We start from the raw sequence: 23529 nt of genomic DNA, 5'->3' as shown, positions 1-23529 counted from the left end.
GCCGGCTGCCCACCGACCCAGGGCTGCAGCTGCGCGAGCTGATGCAACCGCACGCCGGCGCCGCCACGCGCCTGTCGCGAAACCTCTTCCCGCAGTCCCGAAATCCAGAGAAACCGTCATGAACGACGCCGCTCACGCCCCCCGCCCGCGCACCGACGCCTGGCACACCCTGACCACCGCGGAGGCCGCGGCGGCGCTGGACACCGACCCCGCCCGCGGCCTCACCGCGGCGCAGGCGGCACCGCGGCTCGCCCGCCACGGCGAGAACCGCCTCGCCGAGACCCGGCCCAGGCCGGTGTGGCTCAAGCTGCTGGACCAGTTCAGGAGCTGGCTGGTCATGGTCCTGCTGTTCGCGGCGGTGCTGGCCTGGGCCATCGGCGACCTCAAAGACACCGTGGTCACCCGCGGGCGCGGCGAGCTGCTGGTCACCGCCACCGGCATGGACACGGAGATGGGCAGCATCGCCGGGATGATCGCTGCCACGCCGGAGTCGCAGACGCCGCTGCAGCGCCAGCTCGACGTGCTCGGCAAGCGGCTCGCGGCCATCGCCGGCGCCGTGGTGCTGGTCCTGTTTGCGCTGACGCTGGCCCGGGATGCGCCGCTGGTGGACGCCGCGCTCACCGCCGTCGCGCTCGCCGTCGCGGCCATCCCCGAGGGCCTGCCGGCGGTGGTGACCGTGACCCTAGCCATCGGCATGTGGCGCATGGCCCGCAACCAGGCGATCCTGAAGAAGCTCGCCGCGGTGGAGACCCTGGGCTCCACGACGGTCATCTGCTCGGACAAGACCGGCACCCTGACCCTGAATCAGATGACCGCCCGCGCCGGCTGGTATGCCGAGCGCGCCTTCGAGATCACCGGCCAGGGCTACGAGCCGAACGGGCGCATCCACTGGCCGGCGGATGCACCGGCGCTGGAGCCCTTCCTGCTGCCCATGGCGCTCTGCACCGAATCCCGCGTCCGCGACGGCGAGCTGGTGGGCGACCCCACCGAGGGAGCGCTCTATGTGCTGGCGCAGAAGGGCGGCCTGGACCCACAGGCGGCGCAGGCGCACCACCCGCGCATCGCGGAGATCCCGTTCGACTCCGCGCACAAGTTCATGGCGATCTTCCACGCCGCCGGCGGCCAGGTGGCCATGTATGTGAAGGGCGCCCCCGATGTGCTGCTCACGCGCTCGACCCATTGGCAGGGGGCGGACGGCAGGGCGCAGCCCCTCGACGACGCCGCGCGGCGGGCGGCCGGTGCCGTGAACCAGGTCTTCGCCGACAACGCGCTGCGCGTCCTCGCGGTGGCCTGCCGAAACATCCCCGCCGCGGACTTCGACCCCGGCGACGTCCTTTGGCAATGGGCCCAGGACTGGACCTTCCTCGGCCTCGCCGGGCTCATGGACCCGCCGCGCCCGGAGGCCGCCCAGGCCATCGCCCGCTGCCGCGCCGCCGGCATCCAGGTGAAGATGATCACCGGAGACCACCGCATCACCGCCGCCGCGGTGGCCCGGGAGCTCGGGCTCACGGATGCGGCGGACGCGGTGGTGACGGGCGCCGAGCTGGACACCATGAGCATCGACGATCTCGCCGGGCGCATCGACGACGTGGCTGTCTTTGCACGGGTGGCACCCCGGCACAAGGTCGCCATCGTGCAGGCGCTGAAGGCGGACGGCCATGTGGCGGCCATGACCGGCGACGGCGTCAACGACGCCCCGGCGCTCAAGGCCGCCGACATCGGCGTCGCCATGGGTATGACCGGCACCGCGGTGACGCGGGAGGCGGCGACCCTGGTGCTCACCGACGACAACTTCGCCACCATCGTCCGGGCGGTGGAGGAGGGGCGGGTCATCTACGACAACATCGTCAAGTTCGTGCGCTTCCAGCTCTCGACGAACATCGGCGCCATCCTGACGGTGCTGGGGGCCACACTGCTGGCGCTGCCATCGCCCTTCACGCCGATCCAGATCCTGTGGATCAACATCATCATGGACGGGCCGCCGGCCATGACCCTGGGCGTCGAGCCGGCGCGGCCGGGGCTCATGGCGGAGCCGCCGCGCCCCCGCGGTGCGCAGATCCTGTCCGGTTGGCGGCTGCTGCGGCTGGTGCTGTTCGGCACGGTGATGACGGCCGGGACCCTGGGCCTGTTCGTCTACGGCCTGGAGCAGCATGCGGAGCCGGTCTATGCCGTCACCCTGGCCTTCACCACCTTCGTGCTGTTCCAGTTCTTCAACGTCTTCAATGCCCGCGCCGAGCAAGGCAGCGCCTTCAACGCCAATTTCCTGCGCAACCGCAAGCTGTGGCTGGCGCTGCTCGGGGTACTGCTGCTGCAGGTCGCCGTGGTCCACTGGCCGCCGGCGCAGGACATTTTCGGCACCACGGCGCTCCGTGCCGGTGACTGGCTGCTGGCGGCGGCGGTCGCCTCCAGCGTGCTCGTGCTGGAAGAGCTGCGCAAGCTGCTGTTGCGAGCGCTGCGGCGCCGGGGTGCGCCGGCGGGCGCCGTCGAGGCACGCTGACCCGCTGCCGCGGGCCCTGTCCGGGCGCCGCCGCCGGCGGCGCTGCATATCCCCCCCGACTGAAAACCACCGAACAGGAGGTCCCCCGAGCGCCGTCGGCACACCGCAGGCGCGACGGCGTCATGGAGCGGATGGCGCCCTTCATCGGGCCCGTGGGGGGTACCCAGCTGCCGCCGACGGAGCCGCCGAAGCGCTTGGAGCCGCCTGCGGACAAGCCGGCGCCGTCGGCGCGGCAGCAGAGCCCCGGCGGCGCCTGAGCGCGCGCCGTCGGCGCCGGCAGACCCCGCGGATACTGCGTCAGCACGTCAAAGCCCGCATGGAGGCGGGCCGCGGGGCGGGCTCAGCGACGCCCGACGGCGAGGACGTCGAGGTAGGTGGCGTGGAAATCCGGCCGGTCCAGCAGGTAGGTGTCGGCGCCGGGATCGCACAGGCGCTCGAAGCGATCGCGCATGGCGGGGGCCAGGTAGGGTGCCGCCTTGGCGCGCAGGTCGTCCAGCAGGCCGTCGAGGTAGCAGCGCTCGTCCCCGTCGAGCGGGGCCCGGCGCATGGTGGAGAAGGGCTGCACCGACACCGTGTCCAGCGCGGCGTCCTCCAGCAGCGTCGCCAGCCGGCGTGCAGCGAAATACTTGCCCGGGCCGTTGGGCCGCCGCTGGAGTGCGCGCAGCTGCGCCTGCTGCAGGGCCAGCTCCAGGTCCGCCGGCCAGGGCAGCACCACCCGATGCAGCGAATCCTGCTCCAGCACCGCCACATGGCCGCCTGGGCGCACCACCCGCCGCAGCTCGCGCAGCGCCGTCATGGGCTCCGGCAAGCTGTACAGGCTGTGCGCGCACCAGCCGAGGTCGATGCTGGCGGCGGGCAGGGGCAGCGCCTCTGCCGCGGCGGCGCACAGGAGCACGGGCGCGGCTTTGGCTCCGCTGCCTGCGGCGGCGGTCTCGAGCTGCCGCTCGGCGAGGTGCAGATAGGGGGCCGAGATGTCGATGCCGAGCACCACACCGTCCGTGACCCGCTGCGCCAGCCATTGGGCGTGGGCGCAGTCGCCGCAGGCCACATCCAGCACCCGGTCGGCGGGGCCGAGCGGCAGGGTCGCGATCATCGCCTTGAGCTCGGCCGCGTGGGCGCGGTGATATGCGAACAGCATGGGCGCGTAGTCGGGGGCCTCTGGGGCGGTCTCCGGGCCGGCGGTTTCCTGTTGCCGCGTTGAAGCCGGCGCCGGCGGGCTCGGGCTGCTTGCATCGGGGGTCATGGGCTCTCCGGGTGTCGGTGTCTGCGCCGCCGGGTCGCAACCGGGCGGGTGCGTGCCGGCTGCGCCGCCGGGCCTGGTCCGTAGAGGGCGCGGTACCGGCGCCGTTTCAGGTCTTGTCGGCCGTGCCTTCCAGCCACCGCAGTGTCGCGACGCCGCTGACCACCGCGACGCCGGTGTTCACCGCCAGCAGCATGAGGCCACCGAAGGCCATGCCGAGGTTCCCGGACATCAGGGCAATGCCCGCGGCAGCGCCTGCGGGCACCAGGGCCAGTGCCGCGAGGACGCCGATGAGGCTGTCGAAGCGATCGCGGGACAGGGCGATATTGCCGGCAATGCCGGCGGCCGCCGCGGAGACGGCGCTGAACCAGCCCACACTGAGCCGCTCTTTCAGCAGCGGCTTGTCGAACAGATTCTCGTCCGGCGGGAAGACGTTGGTGACGTTGAGGATGAAGGTGGTCGCCATGGCGGCCAGGACCGCCACGCCGAGGCCGAGGCCCACGGCCCGCAGCGCCATCTGCACCTGCTCCGGCCTGTTGCCGACATGGGCGAAGCCGATCAGCGCGAGCGGGGAGAAGATCGGCGCGACGATCATAGAGCCCACCAGCATGGGCACGGAATTGGTCAGAAAGGCCACGGCCGCGAGTACGCCCGCGGTGCCCATCAGCACCAGGTAGTCGGTGCCCGGCTCTGCCCGGGCCATGAGCTGATCCATGACGGCGTCGGGCGCGGGGTCGCGGCGCCTGGACGCCGGGGCTGTATTCGCTTCTGGCATGGCGGCATGCTCCGGAACAGGGAAGGGAGCCTGAGTCCAAGCAAGGTCCGACCCGGGAGGCGATCCCCGGCCCCTTGGCACGCCCGCTGCAACCGCCCTGGGCATGGCGGACCCGACCTCCCATTGTGATGACGCGCCCGTGGCGGCTGTCGTCTGCCGGCGGCGCGGCCTCGGGCGCACCGGCCTGGTCCTCGGCTGGGTGGTGCTGGTGCTCCTGGCGTCCGGCGGCTGCGAGCGGATCCACAACGATGCCAGGCTGCCCATGCCAAGCGCCCTGGCGGACGCGACCCCCGTGATCTTGATCCCGGGAGCGGAGGCGTCCTCGCTGGAAACCGCCGACGGCCGAATGCTCTGGACCGGCAGCGCGGCCCATCTGCTCGACCCCAACGCCTTTGCGCGCCTCGCGGAGCCGATGATGCCGGATGCGAGTGCCTCTGCCCGCGTCGTCGCTGCGGACGTCATCCGCGGCGTCCCTGGGCAGGACTACTACGGCGGTCTCATCGAGCGCCTGGAGGCACGGGCGGGCGCACCCTGCGTGCTCCCGGATGCGGTGGGGCCGCAGACCCGCTGCGTGCTCTACCCCTGGGACTGGCGCCGGGACCTGGTGCGGGCCGCCGCCGGGCTCGACCAGCTCATCGAGCGGCTGCGCCGCACCCGCGGCGAGCCGACGCTGCGGGTGGATCTGCTGGGCCACAGCGCCGGCGGGCTGGTGGTGCGCTATTTCGTGCGCTTTGGTGGGCGGGACGTGCTCGGGCGCTCGCCGGAGGAGGTCCGGGTGGACTTTGCCGGTGCGCCCAAGGTGCGGCGCGCGGCACTCATTGGGGTGCCGAATACAGGCGCGGCCTTTTGGCTCAAGCTCATGATGCGGGGCCACCAGCTGGGTCTGGTGAGCCTGCGCCCGGAGCTGATGGCGGTGATGCCGAGTGCCTACCAGGCGCTGCCGCATCCGGACCATGATTGGCTCTTGGACACGTCGGGGCGTCCAGTGGACCGCGATCTCTATGACCCCGAGACCTGGCGTGCGCTGCGCCAGTCCATCTTCGACCCGGCTGTGCGCCGGCGCCTGCGGGCGAGCCCGGGCGGCGAGCGCCGTCTGGCCGCCATCGAGGCCATACTGGAGGCGTCGCTGGAGCGCGGCCGACGGCTGCAGCTCGCCCTGAATCGGCCGGTGGCGCAGCCTTTTGCGTATGACGTCTTCGCCGGCGACTGCACACCGACGCTGGCCCGCTTCGTCGAGGAGCGCATCGGCGGCGTGCCCGAGCTTCGCTTCGCCCCGGAAGCCATCATCCATCCGCGGCCCGGGGTGGATTATGCGGCGCGCATGTATCGCTCCGGGGACGGCTGGATCACGCGCAGCTCCGCCCTCGGCCGCGGTGCCGACGGGCGCGGCCAGGGTGCCGGGCGCGGGGTCTTTGCCATCGACAACACGGTGCTCGGTTGCGGTCCGCACGGCGGTCTGCCGGCGTTGGACGCCGTGCGCAACACCCTGGTGGGGCTTCTGGCGATGGCGGATGCCCATGCGCAGGGCCGCGGCTGGGTGCCCGGCAAAGGCGGCCTGGGCCTTGACGGCCATGATCTTAAGCGGGCTTCGGCTGCCGCGCGCCCGGCGGCGCGAAAGGGCCGGCAATAGCGGCAAGCGCAATGGTTGCCCGGTCCGGCCGTGGTGCCGTCGGGTCTGCGCCATTCGGCATGGGCTTTGCGTCAATCTCGACACCCATTGTCGATTAAGGACCCACGCATGGCCATCACTGCCACCGACCCCATCAAGATTCTTTTCGCCATTCTACTGCCGCCCCTCGGCGTCTTTCTGGAAGTCGGGCTCAAGGGCCATTTCTGGCTCAACATCCTGCTCACCATCCTCGGCTTCATTCCCGGCATCATTCACGCCCTGTACGTCATTCTGAAGCATTGACCCGCGCACGCAGCCGGAAAGCGCGGCGCCCCTGAGCCCCCATGGCCAGCGGCGTCAGCCGCTGACGATGGCGGGCCATCCTGGCCCTGACGCACAACAGGGTGGAATCGCTTGCCTCAGCCGTTCACCACGACGCCGCCATTGGGGTGCAGCACCTGCCCCGACATGTAAGAGCCGTCCTCGCTGGCGCGCGGCCGATGCCGCTGTCGCCGCCGGTGACGATGGCGGCGCGGCCGCGCAGCTTGTCGCTGCCGCGGTAGCTCTCGCGGATGTACTCGGGCTGCGGGCGCATCTCGCCCTCGCGTCCCGGCTGACGCGCTTGATGCTGGGGGGGTTGCTGTTGGTCGGCCATCGGTGAGTCTCCTCGGCAGGTGGTTCCTGGTCAGGCGCCGGCCGGCCGCTGTCAGCACACCGACGCCATACGCCGTGGCGACACTGCCAGCGCCGTGCCAGCCCCGCGCGCCATCCCCCAGCGCTATCCCCAGACGCGCCGGACGGCCTGCCCCCGCGCCCGCCATTCGGGTCAATGCAACTGCTCACGGTGGTAAAGCCCCGGCCCACCGCCGGGTTTCCGGCCCAGTGCGCCGGCGCCGGCCCACGCCGCTGCCCACATCGCAGTCTGCAGGGGGCGCGGCTGGACGGGCACAGTTCTTGATGGCCGTCAGCGTGCCTCATTGGTCCATCCACAACGAGCGGAGACAGCAGATGCCCAATCCGACCGAAACCAGAGCGGGCTCGCCCATGCAGCCCAGCGGCACCGGGTCCGGCGCGCAGGAGGACACCAGCACCAAGCTGCGCCGGGAAGCAGACGAGGCCGCCGCCGCGGTCCGGGACGAGACCGCCAAGCTCGGCGAAGATGTGCGCGCGGCGGCCGAGACCGGTGCCGAGTCGCTGCAAGAGCAGGCGGGCGCCGAGATGCAGGAGCGGCGCTTCGACGCCGCGGAGCAGGTGGACGCGTTCGCCGACGCCCTGCGCGCCGGTGTGGAATCCCTGCGCGCCGACGGCCATGAAGCCATGGCGGACTATTGGGGCAACGCCGCGGACAGTGCCGGTCGCTTCGCGGAGCGCATCCGCAACAAGCCCCTCGCGGAGGCCTGGCACGACACCGAGGAGACCGTGCGCGAGGAGCCGGCGCTCGGCTTCGGTGGCGCCATGATCGCCGGTTTCATGCTCGCCCGCTTCCTGAAGAGCTCGACCCCGGAGGCGTCGGCTGACAGCCCGTCCGCCGGTGCCCGCCGCGGCACCGCACCCACGAGCCCCGGCGCCTGGCCGCGCGAGACGCCGCGCACCCCCGCCGGCGTCACCACCCACCGCCCCCAGGTCTGACGGAGACTGACCATGAACGACCAAACCCAAGCCAGCGAGCGCCCCGAGTGGGTGCATTCCGAAAACCGCTCCATCGCCGGGCTGATGCGCCATTTCATCGACGAGCTCGCCGCGCTGCTGCGTGACGAGGTGAGCCTCGCGAAAGGCGAGGTCGGCGAGAGTATCACCGGCCTCAAGAGCGGGCTCCTGTCCATCGTCGGCGGCGCCATCGTGCTCATCGCCGGCCTGGCGGTCCTGCTCGACGCCATCGTCCTGGCGCTCTACCAGGTGCTGCCGGCCCCGCTGTGGCTGTCGCCGCTGACCGTCGCCCTGGTGGTGCTCGCCATCGGCGGCGTCATGCTGGCGGCCGGGCGCAGCAAGCTCAGTCCCCGCACCCTGACGCCCGAGCGCACCATCGACGAGAGCGGCCGCGACCGCCGCATGCTGAAGGAGAGACTCACATGAATGCCACCGCAACAGATACCGAAGCCCATGCGCGCGGCAATGGCCCGACCGACTGGCCGCGCGACCCCGATGTCCTGCAGGAGGACATCGAGCGGCACCGCCGCGAGCTCGACCGCACCCTCTCGGCGCTGGAGAGCAAGTTCTCCGCGCAGGACATCGCCGAGCAGCTGATGCGTCAGCTCCGCGGCGGCCCCGGCAGCTATTTCAGCGAGCTGTTCAGTGCCGCGAAGCACAATCCCATGCCGCTGGCACTCGTGGGCGTCGGTCTCGGCTGGCTCATGTTCGGGGGGCAGGACAGCGGCCGCGCCGGGGCGACCGGCGCCGGCGAGCGGTCGGACACGGGCGCGGCGGGCGAGAGCCCGGATGTGACCCCGGTACCGGATGACACCGCCATCGGCGACCTGTACGCCTTCTGCCTGCGCCGGGAGTATCCCTTCTACGACGACGAGGTGGAGTGCCTGCTCTACGACGACCTGGGGCCCGCGGCGGCGGCCGCCTGGACCGGCACCGGCGGTCGGGATATCGAGCCGGGCAGCAGCGGCACCCGGGACGTCCAGGGCGACGCCGGCGAGCGCTTCCGCGAGCAGGCCCGGGCCGCAGGCGGTGAGGCCAAGTCGCGCATTGATCGTACCCGCGAGCGCATGAGCGAGGCCACCGATGAGGCCAAGCTGCGCGTCGCCCGCGCCCGCGACAACGCCCGTCGCCGCGCTGCGCAGGCGAAGCGGGCCGCCGAGCGCGGCGCCCGCGAGGCGGTCCGGCAGACCAGTGATTTCGTGGACCGCTATCCGCTGTCGCTGGTGGCGCTGGGCGTCGCCGCGGGCGCGGCCCTGGGCGCCGGTGCACCCACCACCCGCGCCGAGGACCGCTGGATGGGCCGGGCCAGCGATGAGCGCATGCAGGGCGCAAGGGAACAGGCCCAGGCTGCGGCCGACACCGCCAAGCGCAGCGCCGAGGCGGCGGCGCAGGCCGCCTCCGATGAGGCCCACCGCCAGGGCCTGCACCCGCACGAGCTGAAGGAGCGTGCCAGGGAGACCGGCGCAGCCGTCTCCCGCAAGGCCGGCGACGAGGCCGAGCGGCACGGCGCCACGGGCACAGGAGTGCGCGAGCGCGCCCGGGACACGCGTGAGCGGGTGGAGGACGTCGCCGGCGCCGCGGGCGAGGCCGCCCGCCGTGAGCTCGAGCGCGAGGGCGAGCCGCAGGAAGTGCGGCACCGGAGCTGATCAGACCGGGAACGTCCGGCCAGCGCGCCGGCAAACCTCGTCACTGGTAGGTCGGGTCAGCGCTCGCGTGTCCGACGATCAAGGCGTTACCTGCCCGCTCGGGCGACGTAGCGCTGATGGCGACCTACGCGGGGTGCTTGCGCAGCCGGTACCCATGTGTCTGTTCACTGCCGTTTCTTCGCCGTGCCTTGCGCGTGCTCGGCCTGTCACTGCTGGTCTGCGTCTTGCCCGCCCCCGCGCCGAATGCACTGTCGCAAGTCGGAGGCACGGCGATTGCTTGTGGGTAGAGTCGAGAACCCTGACCCGGAGGACAGGATGGAAGGATTTACGCCCGTACTTTCGACCATCGGCGGCATCATGATCGGCCTCGCCGCCGTCGGCCTGCTCTACTTCAACGGCCGAATCGCCGGTATCAGCGGCATTATGGGCGGCGTCCTGCGCCCGCAGAAGGACGACACCCTGTGGCGTGCGGTGTTCTTGCTTGGCCTGTTCGCCGGTGCCCTGATCATGCTGTGGCTGCATCCGGCGTCATTCGATCTGCGCATCGACGTTTCCGACTCCGCCGTGATTCTGGGCGGATTCCTGGTCGGTATCGGAACCCGTATCGGTAACGGCTGCACCAGCGGCCACGGTGTCTGCGGCGTCGGTCGGCTCGCTCCGCGCTCGATTGTGGCGAGCGCCGTGTTCTTCGGATTTGCGGTTCTCACCACCTACGCGGTAAGACACCTGTGGGAGGTATTCTGATGCCTGGATACCTGTTCGTATTCTCGTCGGGCGTGCTGTTCGCCGCCGGCCTCGCGCTGTCCGGCATGACCCTGCCGAGACGGTCATCGCGGTCGGCGATCTGAGCATCGAGATACTGATGACGCCCGGCCACTCGCCGGGCGGATGCTGCTACCGGCTGGGCAACGATCTCTTCACCGGAGATACGCTGTTTGTCTACGGCTGCGGGCGCTGCGACCTCGCGGGATCGGACCCCGGCAGCATGTTCCGATCCTTGAGGAAGCTCGCCGAGCGCATCGCCGACCCGGTGATCGTGCATCCCGGCCATCGATATGCGGCTGCGGCCAGCACGACGATGGCTGAGCAGCGCCGCGGCAACCCCTTCCTGCATTTCGACGACGAAGACGCGTTCGTCGCCTTTCGGGCCGAGCACAATCGCCATCGGCTCCCCCCGTACGGTCCGGTCCCCCGGGGACAGCCTGCATGGTAGGTGCTGATCGCTGCAGCGCATCCACGGCGCGCAAGTCACCGCGCGACATCATCGCCAACATCACGCGGCGGGCGGGCCTGCTCGCGTAGCCACAAGCGCCGCCGGACAGCGCCCGTTGTTCCGTTCTCTGCCGTCGTGGCGATGGCGCTGAGCACCACCTGCGCGCCCGAGCTGGCCCCGCAGCGCATCCGGCGGGACTGGGCGGGGCTGGCATCGCAGATGCTTCGGTTCAGTAAGAGGCGGTGCCCCGCAGGCTGCCGCGCCCGCGCCGTCGCGGGCAGTGGCTCATATGCACCAGGGCCCGGGGCAAATGCACGCAGGCACCGCCGGCCGCGGATCCTCGGGCGGTGTCCTTCAGACAGGAGCTGGACCATGACCGATATCAAGCAAGTTATCCAGAACCCCGACACCTCGAGCCCCGTGCAGGCGGACCGCGAGCGCGATCTCGCGGACTGGAATCCGGCGCAGGCGAAGGAGCAGGCCGCCGAGCTCGGCATCTCGCTCACCGACGACCACTGGGCCGTCATCGACGCGCTGCGCGAGCACTACCGCCAGCACGGGCTGGCCGACGACGGCCGCGAGCTCGGCGACATGCTCGACGAGCGCTTCGCCGATGCGGGCGGGCGCCGCTGGCTGCGCAAGCTGTTCCCGGAGGGACCCGTGCTCCAGGGCATGCAGATCGCCGGGCTGCCGGTGCCGCCGCACACCGAAGACGAAGGCTTCGGCACTGCCCGCTGAGGTGGGTGCGCATGCCGAATACCCCCGAGCCGCCGCCTGAGCGCCTGGTCAGGAGCCTTTGATGTACTTACTGGTGTTTTTCCTGCTCGTGGGCGCCGGCATCGTGCTCGCGCGGATGGGCTCTGCGCGTGGCCGACGGACCTGGCTGTGGGGCGGTATCGCGTTGGGGGTGGGCACCCTGGTGCTGTTTCCGCTGCTCGGCTTCTGGGCGGATGCCCTGTGGTTCCATGCGCTGGGCTTCGCTGCCCGGTTCTGGGCATTCGTCGGTGCCCGTGTGGCAACCGCCGGCGCCGGGGCGCTGGCGGCGGGGCTCGCGGCCTGGCTGCTGCTGCGCCCGGCGCGGCACCTGTTGCCCGCGCTGTCACCCTGGGCCGAGCTGGCCGCTGCGGGCGGCGGCCTGCTCTGGGGATTCGGCACTTGGGAAGCCTGGCTGCTGTTCCTGAACCGGGCGGAGGCCGGTGTGACGGAGCCCATCCTCGGGCTGGACGCCGGTTTCTACCTGTTCACGCTGCCAGTGCTCGAAACCCTGCATGGGCTGCTGCAATGGGTGCTGGTGGTGCTCGCCGCGGCCACCGCGGTGGCCGTGCTGCTGCGCCTGCGGGGCAGGGCCGGCGGTGGCGCAGCCGGTGACGACGCCGGTGCCCTGGTGCCGGCGGCGGCGGTACTGAGCGCAGCGGCGGGCGTCTGGCTCGGGCTCGGGGCGCTGCTCGGCGCCTTTGCGCTGCTGTACTCGGACCTCGGCGTCACCGCAGGTCCCGGCTGGACGGATGCCAATATCCGCCTGCCGGTGTTCCTCCTGCTGGCCGTGCTCAGCCCACTGCTGGCGTTGGCGCCGGCGGTGGGGCCGCTGCGCCGTTGGCTGGGCGCGCGGCTGACGGGCCTCGGCGAGCGGCTTGCGGGCGGCGTCTCGCAATGGCTCAAACAGGGCTTGCCGGCGCGCGCCGGGGGCTTGCTGGTGAGCCTCGCGGTGCCCTGGGGTCTGGTGGCGGCGCTGTGGCTGGTGCTGGCGGCCGTGCTGCCGGCGGCCGTGCAGGGGCTGGTGGTGGAGCCGAACGAGATTACGTTCGAGAAGCCGTACATCGCCCACAACATCGCGCTGACGCGTCATGCGTTCGGACTCCACAAGGTGGAGCAGCGCCAGTACGACCTGGCCGGGGATTTCAACCGGCAGACAGTACAGAACAATCGCCATCTGCTCTCCGAAGTGCGGTTGTGGGACTGGCGCGCGCTGGATGCCGTCTACAAGCAGTTCCAGGAGATCCGGCTCTATTACGAGTTCGTGGACGTGGACATGGACCGCTACCACGTCGGCGACCGCTACCGCGAGGTGATGGTCTCGGCGCGGGAGCTCTCGCAGGAGAACCTGCTGGCCCAGAGCCGGACCTTCGTCAACCGCAGGTTCAAGTACACCCACGGTTACGGGCTCACCCTGGCCACCGTGAGCGACTTCACGCCCCAGGGGCTGCCGAACCTGCTGGTGAAGGACATCCCACCCGTGTCGGCCTACCCGGCACTCGCCGTGGAGCGCCCGGAGATCTACTATGGCGAGCTCACCGACGAGTGGGTGGTGGTGAACAGCAGCGAGCAGGAGTTCGATTACCCCCGCGGTGAGCAGAACGCCTACACCCACTACGCGGGCCAGGGCGGTGTGGAGCTGAAGAGCCTGTGGCGCAAATTCCTGTTCGGCTGGAAGCTCGACAGCACCCGGCTGCTGCTGTCGGGCTATCCGCGGGCCGAGAGCCGGATCATGCTGCACCGCCAGATCGAGGAACGGGTGGGCATGCTGGCGCCCTTCCTGCAGCTGGACGACGACCCCTATCTGGTGCTCGTGGACGGGCGCCTGTACTGGATCATCGACGCCTACACCACCTCCTCGCGCTTTCCGTACAGCGAGCCCTTCGTCGCGCCCTTCGCGCGCCGGCTGCGACCGGGCGGTGCCGGCGGCGAAGGCACGCCGCAGGTGGAGTATCTGAGCGGCATCAACTACCTGCGGAACTCGGTCAAGGTCGTGGTCGATGCCTATCAGGGCGATGTGCACTTCTACGTCTTCGACCCGGAGGACCCGCTCATCAGCGCCTGGCAGCGCGCGCTGCCGGACATGTTCCAGCCCCGCAGCGCCATGCCCGGGAGCCTGAAGGCCCATGTGCGCTACCCGGAAGGGCTGCTGCTGACCCAGGGTCTGGTCTATGCCAAGTACCACATGACCGATCCGGAGGTGTTCTACAACCAGGAGGACCTCTGGGTGCGCGCCACCGAGAAGCACTACGACCGGGTGCAGCCGGTGGAGCCCTACTACGTCATGTGGGAGCTGCCCGGATCCGACGCGGCGGAATTCGTGCTCATGCTGCCCTTCACGCCCAAGAACCGCCAGGTGCTCATCGGCTGGATCGCCGGGCTCTCCGACGGCGAGAATTACGGCCGCTTCCTGGCCTACCAGTTCCCGAAGGAGCGCCGTGTGCTGGGGCCCCAGCAGGTGGAGACCAAGATCGATCAGGACAGCCACCTCTCCGGCCAGCTCACGCTCTGGGACCAGCGCGGCTCCAATGTCATCCGCGGCAATGTGCTGGCCATCCCACTGGACCACACGCTGCTCTATGTCGAGCCCATCTACCTCCAGGCCGAGACCGCCGCCTACCCGGAGCTGCGGCTGGTGGCGGTGATGCACGGCGACGATCTGAGCTATGCCGAGACCTTCGATGAGGCCATAGCCGGGCTGTTCGGGCCCGAGCAGCCGGCCGCGGCCGGGCTCGGCACGCGCTCCCTGCGCCAACTCGCGGGCGATGCGAATGCCGCCTTCCAGCGCTACCTCGGCGCCCAGGGGGACGGGCGCTTCCAGGACGCCGCCGATGCCCTGACAGAGCTCCAGTCGCTGCTCTCGGAGCTCGTGGCCGCACAGGAGGGCGGTGCTGCGGCGGCCGAAGCCGATCAGCAGCGCGCCGAGTGACGCCCATGCCGACGCTTTACCACATCTCCGACCTGCATTTCGGGCGCGAGCGCCCGCGGCTGGTGCAGGCGGTGCTCGAAGAAATCAACGCCCGCGCCCCGGAGCTGGTGGCGGTGAGCGGGGACCTGACCCAGTCGGCCCGGCGGCGCGAGTTCGCCGCCACCCGGGACTTCCTCGCGCAGCTGGCGCCGCCGGTGCTGGTGGTGCCGGGCAACCACGACGTGCCGGACTGGGACCTGATCCGGCGTCTGCTGCGGCCCTGGAAGCGCTACGGGCGCTACATCACCGAGGACCCGTATCCGACCTATTCCAGCCCGACACTGGCGGTGCTCGGACTCAACTCGGCCCGGCGCTGGTCTCCGCACACCGACTGGTCCCGCGGCCGGCTCTCGGCGTACCAGATGGACGAGGTGGCGCGCTTCTTCGGCGCCGCCGAGCCGGGCGCCGTGCGGGTGGTGGTGGTGCACCACCCCTTTATCGTCCATGAGCTGGCCATGGGACGCGGCGTCATCGGGCGCAAGGAGATGGCGCTGGCGTGCTTCGGCGAAAGCCGGGTGGACCTGATGCTGTCCGGACACCTGCACATTCATCACAGCGAGACCATGGCCGCCAGGACGGGCGAGCGCACCCTGGTGGCGGCCCAGGCAGGTACTACCCTGTCGGACCGCCTGAAAGCGGGCTTTCCCAACAGCTTCAATGTCATCGAGCTGGATCAGGAGCGCATCCGCATCCGCATCCGCTGCTGGTCCGACGACGGCGGCTTTCGGGACTGCGAGCGGCTCGACTATCGGCGGGCCGCGGCGGGCTGGGAGCCCGAGCCGGTTTGACCGTGGGAGCGGCCTCTGGCCGCGATGCGCGGGCGCCGCTGCCCTGGAAGTCGTCGCGGCAGGGATGCCGCTCCCACAGGGCCTGGCTTCTGTGGGAGCGGCCTCCGGCCGCGATGCGCGGGCGCTGCTGCCCTGGAAGTCGTCGCGGCAGGGATGCCGCTCCCACGGGCGCTTGCTGCTGAGCGTCCGCTCGCGCGCGTCGACAGCGGCTTCACTTGCCCGACAGTTTTCCCAGAGCAGGCCATCACATGCCCAGCTTCACCGTCGCCGAAACCGTCCATCACCCACGTGCCGCCGTGTTCGACCTGGTGGCCGACATCGAGCGCTATCCCGAGTTCGTCCCCGGCTGGCGGGAGGCCCGTGTGCTCAGCGATCAGGGCGAGCGCCGGCGGGTGGAGCAGGCCGTGGGCGCCGGCCCCGTGGTCCTGCGCTTTCGCACCGAGGCGCGGCTGCAGCGCCCGGAGCGCATCGACATTCAGGGCGGCGGCGGCCCGTTGAAGCGGCTGTACCAGGTGTGGCGCTTCGAAGAGCGTGCGGAGGCCCGGACCCGCGTGGAGCTCTGGACGGACTACACCCTGCGCGGCGGACCCGCAGCCGCCGTCGCCGGTCCCTTCTTCCGCCAGCGCACCAAGGAGGTCGTGGCGGCCTTCCGCCGGCGTGCCGATGCGGTGCTGGGGGGCTGAGCGTCGTCGCGAGGCCCGCGGCGCGGTGCTCGCCGCAAAAGCCATCTCCTGGCTGTGGCTGGTGTATGCGCTGTCGCTGGTCTGGCTCGTGTTCATCTGCGGCGCCATCCGGCGTGCCGCCGGGGCCTATCCGGGGCGCCGTCTGTGGGCGATCCTGGCCCGGCTCGGTGTGCTCGTGGGCATTCTCAGGATGATGCTGGAGGCGGTGCTGCCGGCCGGGCGCGGCGGCACGCCGTCCTGACTTGCCGGGCTGCCCGATCCCCGCCGATACCGGGCGGAAATCCGCCGCAGTTCGGGCTGCGCTGGGCTGCTCCGATCTGCCGTCGGCGGGGCCTGCGCGCGTCGCTCAGAGCTGGGTCAGGAGCTGCTTGATCCGCTCCGCCGTCGCCGGCTTCAGCAGATACTGGTCGAAGTCCGCGCGCTCGGTGGATGCTGCCGCGTCCTGACCGTAGCCGCTCAGGGCCACGATGCTGAAGGCATCCGGGCCATGGGCGTCCCGCAGCCGGCGGGCGACCTCGTGGCCGTCCATGTCCGGCAGTCCGATGTCGAGGATCACCAGCGCCGGCGCGAATGCTGCCACCGCTTCGGGCACTTCGCCGCCGCGGGTGAGCAGCCGCACGGTCTGGCCCAAGTGCTCCAGCAGCATCACCAGGGTCGGTCCCACGGCCGGGTCGTCATCCACCACCAGCACCCGTCGCGGCGGGATCGGCCCCGCCGGCGCCTGGGCCGCGGCATCGGCGGCGTCGCCGCCGGCGTCGAGCGGCAGGGTCAGCGTGAGCTCGCTGCCCTGTCCCGGCCCGTCGCTCTGCGCCGTGAGCGTGCCGCCGTGCAGATCCGCCAGCTGCCGGGCCAGGGCCAGGCCGAGGCCGAGGCCGTCCTGGTGGTGCTCCGCGGCGCCGCCGAAGCGGGTGAAGGGCTCGAACAGCCGCGGCAGGTCCTCCGCCGCGATGCCGATGCCGTTGTCCCGCACCTGCACCCGCACGCGGTCCCCGGCCGTCTGCGCGGACAGGGCGATGCGGCCCCCCGCGTCGGAATAGTGCGCGGCGTTCATCAACAGGTTGGACAGGATCTGGGTCAGGCGCTCCCGGTCGCCCGCCACCGGCAGCGGCGCGTCGGGCAGATCCAGCTCCAGGTGCTGGCCCTTCGCCGCGATGGCCGGCTGCGCCTGGGCGGCGGCGTCGTGGATGCTCTCCGTCAGGTCCATCGGCAGCTTGCGCAGCGCCAGCTTGCCGCGGCGGATGCGGCTCAGGCTCAGCAGGTCGTCCACCAGCCGCGTCAGGTGCCGCGTCTGCCGCCCGATGATCTCCACGGACTGCGCGACGCGCTCCGCCGACGGCTGCTCCATGCGCAGGACCTCCACCATGGTGGTGATGGCGGCGAGGGGGTTGCGCAGCTCGTGCCCGAGCATGGACAGAAAGCGGTCCTTCTGGCGATCGGCCTCGCGCAGGGCCTCTGCGGCCTCTCGCCGCTCGGTCACGTCCCGGCTCATGGCGACCCATTTGACGACGGCTCCGCGCTCGTTGCGGATGGGTGCCGCGTGCAGCCGGCTCCAGATCCAGCGCCCATCCGCTGTCCGCAGCCGCAGCTCCGCATCGATGACGCGCCCCGCTGCCACTGCTCCCTGCCACTCGTGCCGCGCGCGGTCGCGGTCGTCGGGATGGACCGCATCGAGCCAGCCATCGCCGAGGAACTGCTCGCATGCCTGCCCCGTGTGCCGACGCCAGGACGGCGAGTCCTGGACCACCGCGCCCTCGGCATCCGTCTCCCACACCGCGTCGGTGGTCGCCTCCACGAGCACGCGGAAGCGCTCCTCGCTGTCACGCAGTGCCGCCACCGCCTGCTCGCGCTCGGTGATGTCCTCGATGGCCAGCAGCACCCGCTGCAGGTGGTCCAGGCGACGGCCATTGAGCAGCATGAGGCGCGGGCCGATCTGCTCGAAGTCATGCGCCACGCGATAGCCTTCGAAGGCGTTGTCCCGGGGCAGCACGTCGTCCAGCAGCTCGCGCAGCTCGGGTATGTCCCACTGTCCGTTGCCGAGCGTGTAGATGTGCTGGCCTCGGGTCTCCCCGGGGGTGACGCCGAAGGTCTCGTAGAAGCTCGCGTTGGCGGCTTCGACCCGCAGGTCCTCGGTCAGCACCAGCAGCGGCTGGCGCACGGTCTCGACGATGCTCTCGGCATAGTGTCGGGCATTGCGCAGCACCTGCTCGGCGCGTTTCTGCGCGGTGAAGTCGAGGAAGGTGATCACGACGCCGTCGATGTGGTGATCGGCCGTGCGGTAGGGCCGCAGCCGCGCCAGGTACCAGCGCCCGTCGTCACTGGTGACCTCGCGCTCCACCGGGGCCAGGTCGCGCAGCACCTGCGCCGCATCGGCCTCCAGCGTGTCGTACTGGATGGCGCGGTGCAGCTCGCGGACGGGGCGCTCCAGGTCGCCGCTCCGGATGCTGAACAGCTCGGCCAGTTGCGGCGTGAAGCGCTGGATGCAGAGCTCGCGGTCGAGGAACAGGGTGGGGACCTCGGTGGCCTTCATGAGGTTCTCGAGGTCGTTGTGCGCGCGCGAGACCTCTTCCAGCTTGCGCTTCAGCTCCGCATTGACCGTCTGCAGCTCCTCGTTGATGCTCTGCAGCTCCTCCTTGCTGGTCTCCAGCTCCTCGCCCGTGGAACGGTATTCCTCGTTGAGGGATTGCAGCTCCTCGTTGGCCGCGCGCAGGTCCTCGTTGGTGGCCTCGAACTCCTCCTGGGCGGTGTGCAGGCGGGTGCGGGTCTCGCTCAGCTCTTGCTGGAGCCGGTGGACGACATCCGGTGATGCGTCGGTCGCTTCGGGCGTGACCTTGGTGGAGTGCGCCTCGCCCGCGTCCAGGAACACCACCAGCGCCAGGTGCTCGCCGCCCTCGGCCGCAGGCCGCGGCTGCACCAGCACGGCCACGGAGCGCGGTTTGCCGTTGAACTGCACCGGCACGAAGGCGGAGAGCGTGCGCTCCCGCTTCTCGAAGGCGGCGTACAGCGCTGCGCTCAGCTCCGGCTGAAGCTCGCGGCGCACCATGCGTGTGATGTCGGGGTCCGGCGGGCCCTGCGGCATCTCCAGATAGCGCCCGGCGGTCTCGGACAGGTGGATGATCCGGCGGCGATCGTCCACCAGGACGCTCGGTGGCCCGAGCGTCTCCAGCAGCGCCCGGTGGGCGGTCGGCGGCGAGCTGCGCTCGCGCGGCGGCGTTTCGGGCTCGGGTCCGATGTCAGGGGGCCGCTGCGGGGTCGTCAGCATATCGGGCAGCAGCGGCAGCGCGTGCCCCGACATCTCCCGCGCCACGTAGATGTGGTGGTGCTTGTCGACAACGTTGAACGCCTCCCGCCCGGCATGCTCGGAGACGCCGAGGAACAGATAGCCGCCCGGGCGCAGCGCATAGTGCAGGATGCCGAAGACCTGCTCCTGCAGCTCCCGGTCCAGGTAGATGAGCAGGTTGCGGCAGGAGATCAGGTCCTGGCGCGCGAAGGGCGGGTCGCGCAGCAGGCTGTGATGCGCGAACAGCACCAAGTCGCGCAGCGCGCGGTCGACGCGGTAGTGATCTGCCTCGCGCACGAAGAAGCGGCCGAGACGCTCGGCGCTCACATCGGCCTCGATGGCCTGCCCGTAGCGGCCCTCCCGGGCCACCGCCAGGGCGCGGTCGTCGAGGTCGCTGGCGAAGACCTGGACCTCCCGGGGCTCGTCCCTGCGCCCGGCCTCTTCGAGCAGCAGTATTGCAAGGCTGTAGGCCTCTTCACCCGTCGCGCAGCCCGGCACCCACACCCGCAGCGGCTCCTGCGCCGGCGCGGCGTCGAAGAGCTTCGGGATCACCTGGCGCGCCAACGCCTCCCAGGCGGGCGCATCGCGGAAAAAGCTGGTGACCGAGATCAGCATGTCCCGGAACAGCCCCTGCGCCTCCTCGGCGGTGTCGCGCAGGAAGGCGAGGTACTGCGCCAGCGTGCGCAGACCATGCACCTGCATGCGGCGGGTCACCCGTCGCAGCACGGTGCTGCGCTTGTAGTGCGAGAAGTCGTGCCCGGTGCGGGCGTTCAGATAGCGGATGATGCGCTTGAGCATGGCCTGGTCGTCCGCCTCCAGCGCCTCCGGCGCGGGGAGTCGGCGCTGGATGCTGTCGCGGTCTCGGATCAGCGCCGCGAGCCGCTCGGCCAGCTCGCCCGCCGGCAGCACCAGGTCGGCGATGCCGGTGGCGATGGCCGCCCGCGGCATGCTGTCGAATTCGGCCTCGGTGGGGTCCTGCACCAGGATGACGCCGCCGTTTTCCTTCACCGCCTTGACGCCGACGGCGCCGTCGGAGCCGCCGCCGGAGAGGATCACCGCAAAGCCGTTGCCGCGGTGCGCGGCCAGCGAGCGAAACAGCAGGTCCACGGCGGTCCGCCGCTCCGCACTCTGCCCGTAGGGCTTCGCGCTGAGCTCGGCATCGGTGAGCTCCAGCCGCCGGTCCGGCGGGATGACATAGACATGGTTGGCCGCAAGCGCCACGCGCCCCTGTACCTCGGTCACCGGCATCGAGGTCTTGCGGCCCAGGATCGAGGCCAGCTCGCTGTGGTGCTCGGGCGAGAGGTGCATGACCACCACGAAGGCCGCGCCCGTGTCGGCCGGCAGCGCGGCGAAGAAGGTGCACAGCGGGTCCAGACCCCCGGCGGAGGCGCCGATGCCGACGATGGGGTTGGTCTTCTCCGGAGACCTGGATTGGGCTGAGGACATGGCGCTGTTGCGTCGGCTCAGTGGGCTGGGGGGAGGCTCCAATGTGGAAGTGGCGGAGCCGGTGCGGGTATGCCGACTTCAATCGGCAGCCCGGGGCAGGCGGACCTCAGCCCGCCGCCGGCAGGTGAGGTCATGGCATCGGATTGTCCGCAGTACTGCAGGAGCCGGCAATGACGGCCTTGAGTGCCGCGACACCCGCCGGCTTGACCAGGTGCGCGTCGAAGCCCGCCTCTCGCGCCTGCTGCCGGGCTTCGTCCTGCCCCCAGCCGGTCATGGCGATGAGCTGGAAGGCGCGCTTGGGGTGCCTGGCACAGAGCCGGCGGGCGGCCTCGTAGCCGTCCATGCCGGGCATGCCCAGGTCCATCAGCACATGCGTCGGCTGCCAGTCGTCGCAGACCCCGATGGCCTCGGTGCCATCGTAGGCGACGCGCACCTCGGCGTTCAGCGCGGTCAGGAGCATGCGCAGGGCTTCAACGATGTCCCTGTTGTCGTCGACCACCAGCACACGGCATTGCGCCGGGAGCAGGTCCTGTGTCGTCGCCTCGTCCTGCGGGGGCTGCGCAGGGCCGCTGCGGCACAGCGGCAGCGAGACGGTGAAGGTGGCGCCGCGGCCCAGGCCCGCGCTGTCCGCGCGGACGCTGCCGCCGTGCATGTCCACCAGGGCGCGCACCAGGGTGAGGCCGATGCCGAGCCCGCCACCGCGCCCGGGCTCGGCCTGGGCGAACATGTCGAAGATGTCTTCGAGCTGCTCGCGGGCGATGCCGCGCCCGTCGTCTTCAATCCGGATCTCGACCCGATCCCGCTGCGGCACCACGCGCAGTGCGATGCGCCCGCTCGGGTCCGTGAACTTGGCGGCGTTGTTCAAGAGGTTTGCGATCACCTGCACCAGCCGCACCCGGTCGCCCGCCACCGGCAGCGGCTCCGTGGGCACGCTCAGGCAGATACGGCAGTCATCCCGGTCCAGGCCGGACTCGGTGATCTCCAGCGCCGCATCGACCACCTCCGCCAGATCGAGACGCTCCTGCTTCAGCTGAATCTTGCCGCGGCTGATGCGCGAGACATCCAGCAGGTCGTCGACCAGGCGCACCAGATGGCGGAGCTGGCGGTCCATGATCTGCAGCGGCCGCTCGCAGGCGGCGGCATCGCCGCGCAGCGCCTGCATCAGGTCCAGGCCGGTGCGGATGGGCGCAAGCGGGTTGCGCAGCTCGTGGGCGAGGGTGGCGAGGAAGGCGTCCTTGCGACGATTGGCGTCCTGCAAAGCCGCCTCGGCCTGTTTCCGCGCGGTGGTCTCCTCCACGACGATGCTGACGCCGGTGACGCGGCCGCGGGCATCGGTCACCGGCAGCCAGTGCTCTGAGAAGCTGCGCTGCACGCCGGGGCGGTAGGGTGTTTCTGCCATGACCTCGACATCGAGCCGGGGCCGGCCGGTGGCGATGACGTCGCGCAGGGGTGCCTCCAGCGTGTCGGCGAGGGCCGGCATGAGGTCACGGATGGTCTTGCCGATGTGCTCGGCCGCGGGGATGCCGTTGATCTCGGCCAGCCGGTGGTTGATGCGCAGATAGCGCAGGTCCCGGTCGAGCAGGCACAGGCCCACCGGCGTGTTGTGATACAGATCCTCCAACTCCGCGAGGCGCTGACGGGAGACCTCCTCGGCCGCCGCGGTCGCCGTCTCGGCCAGCAGGCGGGGGGAGATGTCGTGGAAGACGGCGACCAGGGCGTCCACCTGCCCCTGCTCGTCGTAGAGCGGCGCGCAGCTCACCGAGACGGGCAGGACACTGCCATCGCCGCGGCGGATGAGCATCTCCTCGCCGAGCACGACCTCCTGATGGTGCAGGGAGCGCATCACCGGCAGCGCCTCGGGCGGGATGGGTGTGCCGTCCAGCCGCACAGGCGCCGTTGCCGCAATGTGGGCGTCGAGATGGAGGTCGCCGTAGTCTCGCCCATAGAGCTCGGCCGCCCGCGGATTCATGTAGGAGAGCCGAAGGCGCTTGGCATCGATCAGCACCAGTGCGGTGGGAATCGACTCCAGCACGGCCTGCTGGCGACGGTGGCTCTCGCGCAGGGCGCGCTCGGATGCCTTCCAGGCAGTCATGTCCCGCAGGATCTTGGAGAAGCCCGTCAGCCGGCCGTCGGCGTCGCGCAGGGCGCTGACGATGCCGAGCGCCCAGAAAGGGTCGCCGCCCTTGCGCAGGTGCCAACGCTCGTCTTCGGCCCGGCCATGCTCCCGCGCGGCCCGCAGCTCGGCCTCCGGCACCCCCTGCGCCTGGTCTTCCGGCGTGAAGATGAAGGAGAAGTGGCGGCCGAGGGCCTCCGCCTCCGAGAAGCCCAAGACCTGCTCTGCGGCGACGTTCCAGCTGGTGATACGCCCCGCCGGGTCCAGGGTGAAGATGGAGTGGTCCTTGATGTTCTTCACCAGCGAGGTGAAGCGCGTCTCGATGGCCTGGCGCTCGGCTTCGGCCCGCCGTTGGTCGCTCACGTCCTCCATGGCCAGCAGGATCCGCTCGGCGCCCTGGTACCTGAGCCGGCGGGCGTTCAGCAGCATGATCTTCGGCCCGAGCCCGGGAAAGTCGTGCGCCACCTCGAAGTCGTCGAAGGACGTCTTCCGGGGCAGAATGTCTTCGAGCAGCGCGCGCAGGCCGGCAATGTCCCATTGGCCGTTGCCGAGCTCGTAGAGCAGCCGGTCCTCGGTGTCCTGGGGCGATACCCGGAAAGTGCGATAGAAGGCGCGGTTGGCGCTCTGCACCCGCAGGCGCCCGTCGAGCACCACCAACGGCTCGCGCACGGTGTCGACGATGCTGCGGACATAGGCCAGGGCGTCGTTGTGCGCGGCCGAGTCTGCGGGTGTGCTGTCTGCCATGTGAGGTTGGACTCCGAGGCCGCCGTCTGCAACCAGCTTGATCCGTCTCCTGAAGCCCCGCTGCGGCGCTGTATCGGAGTATCGCCGCAGATGAGCTCAGCCACGGCGCCGCGGGTATCAGCCGTGCCGC

At 70.9% G+C, this 23529-nt stretch carries 18 protein-coding genes; 13 read left to right on the top strand and 5 right to left on the bottom strand.

Annotated features, from left to right (window positions below; genetic code table 11):
• Window positions 1-118 precede the first annotated feature (118 nt).
• Window positions 119-2497, top strand: coding sequence for a cation-translocating P-type ATPase (locus QZ607_RS19915; protein WP_295886242.1), 2379 nt, complete (start codon window positions 119-121; stop codon window positions 2495-2497).
• Window positions 2498-2837: 340 nt separating this feature from the next.
• Here QZ607_RS19915 and QZ607_RS19910 read toward each other — a convergent pair whose 3' ends face one another.
• Both QZ607_RS19910 and QZ607_RS19905 read right to left on the bottom strand, forming a co-directional pair.
• A complete protein-coding gene (locus tag QZ607_RS19910) occupies window positions 2838-3740 on the bottom strand; it encodes a class I SAM-dependent methyltransferase (protein WP_295886240.1) in 903 nt (300 codons plus the stop codon).
• A 106-nt stretch (window positions 3741-3846) separates the two neighbouring features.
• On the bottom strand, window positions 3847-4512 hold the full coding sequence (locus QZ607_RS19905; RefSeq protein ID WP_295886237.1) for a DUF389 domain-containing protein: 666 nt from the start codon (window positions 4510-4512) through the stop codon (window positions 3847-3849).
• 139 nt (window positions 4513-4651) lie between these two features.
• Between QZ607_RS19905 and QZ607_RS19900 the strand changes: the two genes are divergently transcribed.
• Both QZ607_RS19900 and QZ607_RS19895 read left to right on the top strand, forming a co-directional pair.
• On the top strand, window positions 4652-6142 hold the full coding sequence (locus QZ607_RS19900; RefSeq protein WP_295886235.1) for a hypothetical protein: 1491 nt from the start codon (window positions 4652-4654) through the stop codon (window positions 6140-6142).
• Between the two features lie 108 nt (window positions 6143-6250).
• Window positions 6251-6424, top strand: a complete 174-nt coding sequence (locus tag QZ607_RS19895) for a YqaE/Pmp3 family membrane protein (RefSeq protein WP_295886234.1) — start codon at window positions 6251-6253, stop codon at window positions 6422-6424.
• 124 nt (window positions 6425-6548) lie between these two features.
• On the opposite strand, the gene QZ607_RS19890 is transcribed toward QZ607_RS19895, so the two are convergent.
• The gene (locus QZ607_RS19890) at window positions 6549-6776 is read right to left on the bottom strand and encodes a hypothetical protein (RefSeq protein ID WP_295886232.1); all 228 of its coding nucleotides are present in this window, start codon (window positions 6774-6776) and stop codon (window positions 6549-6551) included.
• A 353-nt stretch (window positions 6777-7129) separates the two neighbouring features.
• Here QZ607_RS19890 and QZ607_RS19885 point away from each other — a divergent pair, with 353 nt between their 5' ends.
• From QZ607_RS19885 to QZ607_RS19840, 10 genes are all read left to right on the top strand, one after another.
• Entirely contained in the window at window positions 7130-7750 is a 621-nt protein-coding gene (locus QZ607_RS19885) for a hypothetical protein (RefSeq protein ID WP_295886231.1), read from the top strand.
• A 12-nt stretch (window positions 7751-7762) separates the two neighbouring features.
• Window positions 7763-8194, top strand: a complete 432-nt coding sequence (locus QZ607_RS19880; RefSeq protein WP_295886229.1) for a phage holin family protein — start codon at window positions 7763-7765, stop codon at window positions 8192-8194.
• Complete coding sequence (locus QZ607_RS19875; protein WP_295886226.1) at window positions 8191-9414, top strand: DUF3618 domain-containing protein; 1224 nt, start codon at window positions 8191-8193, stop codon at window positions 9412-9414. Before QZ607_RS19880 ends, QZ607_RS19875 begins: the two co-directional genes overlap by 4 nt.
• A 315-nt stretch (window positions 9415-9729) precedes the next feature.
• Window positions 9730-10158 (top strand): YeeE/YedE family protein, encoded by a 429-nt coding sequence (locus QZ607_RS19870; protein ID WP_295886225.1) that lies wholly within the window; start codon window positions 9730-9732, stop codon window positions 10156-10158.
• Between the two features lie 85 nt (window positions 10159-10243).
• Window positions 10244-10627: an MBL fold metallo-hydrolase gene (locus QZ607_RS19865; RefSeq protein WP_295886260.1), complete on the top strand. Its 384-nt coding sequence runs from the start codon at window positions 10244-10246 to the stop codon at window positions 10625-10627.
• Window positions 10628-10999: 372 nt separating this feature from the next.
• Window positions 11000-11365: a TusE/DsrC/DsvC family sulfur relay protein gene (locus tag QZ607_RS19860; protein ID WP_295886223.1), complete on the top strand. Its 366-nt coding sequence runs from the start codon at window positions 11000-11002 to the stop codon at window positions 11363-11365.
• A 61-nt stretch (window positions 11366-11426) separates the two neighbouring features.
• Window positions 11427-14309 carry a UPF0182 family protein gene (locus QZ607_RS19855; protein WP_295886221.1) on the top strand — a complete coding sequence of 961 codons (2883 nt, stop codon included), beginning with the start codon at window positions 11427-11429 and terminating at the stop codon, window positions 14307-14309.
• A 5-nt stretch (window positions 14310-14314) separates the two neighbouring features.
• On the top strand, window positions 14315-15136 hold the full coding sequence (locus tag QZ607_RS19850) for a metallophosphoesterase (RefSeq protein ID WP_295886218.1): 822 nt from the start codon (window positions 14315-14317) through the stop codon (window positions 15134-15136).
• Between the two features lie 248 nt (window positions 15137-15384).
• Window positions 15385-15819, top strand: coding sequence for a type II toxin-antitoxin system RatA family toxin (locus QZ607_RS19845; RefSeq protein ID WP_295886217.1), 435 nt, complete (start codon window positions 15385-15387; stop codon window positions 15817-15819).
• Window positions 15820-15844: 25 nt separating this feature from the next.
• Window positions 15845-16060 carry a hypothetical protein gene (locus tag QZ607_RS19840; protein WP_295886216.1) on the top strand — a complete coding sequence of 72 codons (216 nt, stop codon included), beginning with the start codon at window positions 15845-15847 and terminating at the stop codon, window positions 16058-16060.
• A gap of 105 nt (window positions 16061-16165) precedes the next feature.
• Here QZ607_RS19840 and QZ607_RS19835 read toward each other — a convergent pair whose 3' ends face one another.
• Both QZ607_RS19835 and QZ607_RS19830 read right to left on the bottom strand, forming a co-directional pair.
• Window positions 16166-20542, bottom strand: coding sequence for a chemotaxis protein CheB (locus QZ607_RS19835; protein WP_295886214.1), 4377 nt, complete (start codon window positions 20540-20542; stop codon window positions 16166-16168).
• 130 nt (window positions 20543-20672) lie between these two features.
• Window positions 20673-23399 carry a PAS domain-containing protein gene (locus QZ607_RS19830; RefSeq protein ID WP_295886211.1) on the bottom strand — a complete coding sequence of 909 codons (2727 nt, stop codon included), beginning with the start codon at window positions 23397-23399 and terminating at the stop codon, window positions 20673-20675.
• Between the last annotated feature and the right edge of the window lie 130 nt (window positions 23400-23529).

It is taken from the genome of uncultured Thiohalocapsa sp., from assembly GCF_913063425.1.
In the GTDB taxonomy this organism is placed as follows: domain Bacteria; phylum Pseudomonadota; class Gammaproteobacteria; order Chromatiales; family Chromatiaceae; genus Thiohalocapsa.
This window is presented reverse-complemented; position numbering and strand designations above follow the sequence as displayed.